This window comes from Sphingomonas corticis (genome assembly GCF_012035195.1).
Lineage (GTDB): Bacteria > Pseudomonadota > Alphaproteobacteria > Sphingomonadales > Sphingomonadaceae > Sphingomonas > Sphingomonas corticis.
On the sequence record NZ_JAAVJH010000044.1, the window covers coordinates 1 to 4,926 of the forward strand.

General features: G+C 68.1%; 5 protein-coding genes and 2 pseudogenes. 2 read left to right on the forward strand and 5 right to left on the reverse strand.

Annotation, left to right across the window (positions count from 1 at the left end; genetic code table 11):
• A pseudogene (locus HBH26_RS20200) lies at positions 1-106 on the forward strand (IS5 family transposase); the annotation flags it as partial.
• A 155-nt stretch (positions 107-261) separates the two neighbouring features.
• Here HBH26_RS20200 and HBH26_RS20205 read toward each other — a convergent pair.
• Together HBH26_RS20205 and HBH26_RS20210 are read right to left on the reverse strand one after the other, a co-directional pair.
• On the reverse strand, positions 262-1,437 hold the full coding sequence (locus HBH26_RS20205) for a mechanosensitive ion channel family protein (protein ID WP_420825005.1): 1,176 nt from the start codon (positions 1,435-1,437) through the stop codon (positions 262-264).
• 22 nt (positions 1,438-1,459) lie between these two features.
• Entirely contained in the window at positions 1,460-2,476 is a 1,017-nt protein-coding gene (locus HBH26_RS20210) for a DNA topoisomerase IB (RefSeq protein ID WP_168136358.1), read from the reverse strand.
• A gap of 104 nt (positions 2,477-2,580) precedes the next feature.
• On the opposite strand from HBH26_RS20210, the gene HBH26_RS20215 reads away from it, so the two are divergent.
• Positions 2,581-3,120, forward strand: a complete 540-nt coding sequence (locus HBH26_RS20215; RefSeq protein WP_168136359.1) for a type 1 glutamine amidotransferase domain-containing protein — start codon at positions 2,581-2,583, stop codon at positions 3,118-3,120.
• A 139-nt stretch (positions 3,121-3,259) separates the two neighbouring features.
• Here the strand turns inward: HBH26_RS20215 and HBH26_RS20220 are convergent, their stop codons facing one another.
• The 3 genes and pseudogenes from HBH26_RS20220 to HBH26_RS20225 all read right to left on the reverse strand — a co-directional run.
• The gene (locus HBH26_RS20220) at positions 3,260-4,609 is read right to left on the reverse strand and encodes a putative O-glycosylation ligase, exosortase A system-associated (RefSeq protein ID WP_168136360.1); all 1,350 of its coding nucleotides are present in this window, start codon (positions 4,607-4,609) and stop codon (positions 3,260-3,262) included.
• Positions 4,602-4,736, reverse strand: coding sequence for a hypothetical protein (locus tag HBH26_RS21120; RefSeq protein WP_275402995.1), 135 nt, complete (start codon positions 4,734-4,736; stop codon positions 4,602-4,604). Before HBH26_RS21120 ends, HBH26_RS20220 begins: the two co-directional genes overlap by 8 nt.
• An 82-nt stretch (positions 4,737-4,818) precedes the next feature.
• Positions 4,819-4,926 (reverse strand): annotated as a pseudogene (locus HBH26_RS20225) (IS5 family transposase); the annotation flags it as partial.

Sequence of the window (4,926 nt, forward strand, 5' to 3'; positions counted from 1 at the left end):
CGGCCGCCTCAAGGATTGGCGGCGCGTCGCCACCCGCTACGATCGCTGCCCCACAGCCTTCTTTTCCGCCGTCGCCCTCGCTGCGACAGTCATCTTCTGGCTCTGATCAACGAGTCCTGACCCTAACGCGGGTAAAGGCGGGAGGGTCCCACGCCTGCGAGGCGCCTGTTCGTCATGCCAGGCCCGTCCCGGCATCCAGGCCCGCAAGCGGTGCCATCCGTGGCGCTGGACCCCGGGACAAGCCCGGGGTGACGGGAAAATCTACTCCCCGCCCGTCGGCGACAGGTGCAGATGTTCCGAATAAGGCATGACGAGCCGCCCGTCCGGCGCCGCGGTGTACGTCGTCTGCGTCGGATAGGGGATCACCAGCCCCTCGTCGTTGCAGCGCTTCAGGATCGCGATGCCGGTCTTGTGCCGTCCGTCGAACGCCGTCTGGAAATCGGGCGAGTTGCTGTCGAACTCGATGTCGAAGTCGAGGCTGGAGGCGCCGAACTGGAGCAGGCCGCAGCGCACGAAGACCATGCCCGACGCCTCGATAGTCTCCTTCATCATCGCGGGAAAGGCGTCGAGCTTCTCGACCGGCGTCTCGTAGGCGAGGCCCAGCGTGAACTTGATGCGCCGCCGCTCGCGTCGGGTGTTGTTCTGGATCTCCTTGTCGAGCAGCTGCTTGTTCGAGATGATCCGCTCCTCGCCGTTCACCCCGCGCACGCGCGTGGACTTCAGGCCGATCTCTTCCACCGTGCCGCTGGTCTGGTCGTAGCTGACGGCGTCGCCGCGGCGGAACGGGCGGTCGAAGATGATGGCGAGCGCGGCGAACAGGTCGGCGAAGATGCCTTGCGCGGCCAGGCCGATGGCGATGCCGCCGACGCCCAGCCCCGCCACCAGGCCGGTGACGTTGACGCCCAGGTTGTCGAGCACGACGACCAGCGCGATTGCGAACACGGCGAAGGTGACGAGCAAGCGGATGAGGCCCATCGCGCTCATCAGCGCCTCGCCCGCGTAATGCTGCGACCGGGTGCGATGCTCGATCGCGCCCAGGATCAGCTCGCGCGCCCACACCGCCGCCTGGAAGACGACGGAGACGGTGAACAGGAAGCCGATCGTCGTCGCCACGTTGGGCGGCGCTCCGGCGTAGCCCGCCACCAGCCGCGCGGACAGCATCACGATGAAGAAGGTGCCGGTGCGCGCGATCGCGCGGCCGAGGATCGCGGCCCAGCCCTTCCCGCTCGCACTGCGCCTGGCGAGCCGCGGGCCCAGGCTGCGCAGCCAGATCAGCGACAGCGAGATGACGGCGCCGATGCCGATCGCGATCGCGATCTGGAGCCAGTAGGCCGATGCCCAGTCCACGCTGGAGCGCACCAATTCGCTGGCGTGGTCGCCGACCTCGCCCGCGTCGATGCCGCCGGCCTTCGCCGCGGCGGCGGTATTGTTGCTCACGCCGTCTCCCTCGCTGTGCCCGTCAGGCGGCCTTCTTCGCCGCCGGGCCGCTCGCTTCCGCCTCGAGGAAGGCGATCAGTCCGCGTTCGGCGCGGCTGAGATACTGCGTCGCGCGGGGAAGAACCAGTTGCTCGCGGAACGAGGCCTGCAACGCCTTGTCCTTCCCCAGGACGATCAGCGTGGGGTGGACGTAGGACTTGCGCGCGATCGCGGGGGTGTTGCCCAGCCGCTCGACCACCGGCTCCAGCATCGTCTTCAGGCCGATCGGCGCCGGCGCGGTCGCCAGCGTCTCGAACGCCACCGCGCTGGCGCCCCAGGTGCGGAAATGCTTGGCGGTGAAATCCTCGCCCATCGCGGCGCGGATATAGTCGTTCACGTCGGAGGAGGTGACGGGCCGCGGCTCGCCATCGGCACCGACGTACTGGAACAGCTTCTGCCCCGGCAGATCCTGACACTTCTTCACGAAATTGGCGAGGCTGCGGTCGGTGATCTTCAACCGGCGCTGCTTGCCCGACTTGGCGGTGTAGCAGAGCGTCATCGTCGCACCGCTGAACGTCGCGTGGCGGTCGCGCAGCGTCGTCAGGCCGAAGCTCTTGTTCGTCTTCGCATAGGTCTCGTTGCCGATGCGCAGGTTGCAGGTGTCGAGCAGCTTCACGATCGCGGCGACGGTATGCGCCTTGTCGTGGCGCTTCTTCGCCAGATCCGCTTCCATTCGCGCGCGCAGGCGGGGTAGGGCGCGGCCGAACGGCGCGCACAGCTCGTACTTGGCCGCCTCCTGCTTGGCGCGATAGTCGAGGTGGTAGCGATATTGCTTGCGCCCCTTCTCGTCGATGCCGGTCGCCTGGATGTGGCCGTTCGCCTTGGGGCAGAACCAGGCATCGCGATAGGCGGGCGGCAGCCCGATGGCGTTCAGCCGGTCGATCTCCTCGCGGTCGGTGATGCGATTCCCGTCCGCGTCCCAATAGCCCCAGGCGCGGGCATTGACCCGCCGCCGCGTGATGCCGGGTTCCCCGTCGTCGCAATAGACCAGCCGCGCCAAGGACGTCTCCTTCCCGCCCCGGCAAATGCTCGGCCAATCGCTTCGTTCCGGAACGCAGGGTGCGGGGCGCGGGTTCGGGCTGTTCCCAATGAACGGAGTGTCCCATGGCCGACCTGAAAGAAGCCCGCGTCCTGATGATCGCCGCGGACGGTTTCGAGACCGTGGAGCTGTTCGAGCCGCGCAAGGCGCTGGAGGCGGCGGGCGCCACCGTCACGCTCGCGTCGATGAAGACCGATCCGATCCAGGGCATGAAGGGCGACATCGAGAAGGCGGAGACCGCCACGCCCGACGTGACGCTGGAGGAGGTCGACGTCGACGATTACGACGCGCTGGTGCTGCCCGGCGGCGTCGCCAATCCGGACAAGCTGCGCACCGAGGCGCGGGCGGTGGAGATCGTGCAGGACTTCATGGACGACGAGAAGATCGTCGCCGCCATCTGCCACGCCCCCTGGCTGCTGGCGGAGGCGGACGTGATCGAGGGACGCCGCGTGACCGGATTCGAATCGATCCGCACCGACCTGGAGAATGCCGGCGCCGACGTGGTGAACGAGGAAGTGGTGATCGACGAGAACCTCATCACCAGCCGCTGTCCCGACGACATCCCCGCCTTCAACGAGGCGATCATCGCGGCCTTGGGGAAATAGCAGAGCCGTCGCCCCTGCGCAGGCAGGGGCCCATGACTGTTGCGAAGAGCGTTCGATCGACACAGCGGTGTCGCCGGTGTGCCGATCGAAACGCGGCATTCGACAGCGGTAGGCGCCTGCCTGCGCAGGGGCGACGGGTTTACGCCGCCGCCACCCGCGGCGCGCGGATCGGGCGCCACGCCGCCTCCTGCCGCCGCCGCGACAGGTACGTGTCCAGCCCGATCTGCGCCGCCAGCAGGAAGTAGAGGAACGACTGGAAGGCGATGCCGACGAAGGCGCCGCCCAGCAGGTAGATGAGGTGCGCATGGCCTAGCGCGGTGGCGAGCCGGCCCGCCCACGCCAATTCCCCGTCGGGATCGCGGTAGCGCCGCCGCAGCACCTCCATGCGGACCAGGCCGATCAGGTTGATGAGCAGCCACAGCGCCAGCCCGGGATAGCCCTGTTCGCCCAGCATCTCAAAATAGCTGGAATGATAGGCGCGGCTCTGGTCGACGGTCAGGTCTCGCTTCACCGTCGCCGACGCGCCCTCGCCTTCCACCTTCACCGTGTCGTAGCGGATGCGGTTTTGCCGGTACGCCTCGAACCCACCGCCGAACGGGTGCTGCTTCGCATAGTCGATCGTCCACTGCCACACCGCCAGCCGGGTGGAGGCGCTCTCGTCCGCCTGATAGGTCTTGATCGTCCCCATCCGCTCGCTGAACGCGGACGGCAGGAACGGTACCGCCGCCATGCCGGCGAGCGCCAGCGCGCCGACGTAGAGCATCCGCCGCTTGACGACGCGCAGCATCAGCACCGCGAGCAGCGCGATGCACAGGAGGCCGGTGCGCGCCGAGGTGCCGACCGGGATCAGCAGGCAGGCGAAGATCAGCGCGGTGCCGAACAGCCGCACGCGCCCGTCGGGCGCGAACACGGTGCCGTCCTTCATCAGCCACAGGATGATGGGGATCAGCGAGATCGCGACGGCCGAGATGATCGACCCCTCGTAGAGGCCCGAATTGTTCGAGACCATCAGGTTCAGCTCGCCGTAGCCGCCGCCCGACGCCAGCGTCTTGATCCCGCCCACGATGATGATCGACGCGGCGGACAGGACGACGAACAGCAGCAGCGTCTCGATCCGCAGCCGCGTGCGCAGCATCAGCGGCAGGAAGGCGGCGACGGCCAGGTTCTTCCACACCCACTCCCACTTCTCCAGCGCCTCCACGGGAAAGTCGGCGTGGGTGGTGGTGGCGTAGCAATAGGCGAGCAGCAGCAGGATCAGCCCCTGGCGAGGGCCGACGCGCACGTCGCGCTTGTCGTCCGCCGCGGCCCAGCCGACCACCATCAGCGCGACGGCGACCAGCGAGATCGGCACCGCGTTCAGCAGCCAGTAGGTCAGCCGCTGCGGCGAGACGATGTCGATGTAGACGTAGGCGGCGACGAACAGGAACGGGCGGCGAAAGCCCGTCGCGCACAGCGCCAGCAGGAAGGCGACGAAGGCGAGGTCACGCACGCCGCTTCTTCCGCGGGGCCACGTCGCGAGGCGAGGGCTCGCGATCCAGCAGCGGACGCCGCACGAGGATGAACGCGGCCAGCAGCATCAGGCCGTGGGTGAGGCCGAGCGAGAAATTGTCGATCATGGCCCGGCTCCCCTCGGCGGCGACGCGAGGCTCGCGTGTAGGCGGCGGCGGTTGATGCCGCGTTAGGGTCAGGACTCATTGGTCATAGCCAGAAGATGACGGTGGCCGCGAGGGCGACGGCAGAGAAGAAGACGGTTGGGCAGCGGTCGTAGCGAGTTGCGACGCGGCGCCAATCCTTCAGACGGCCGAA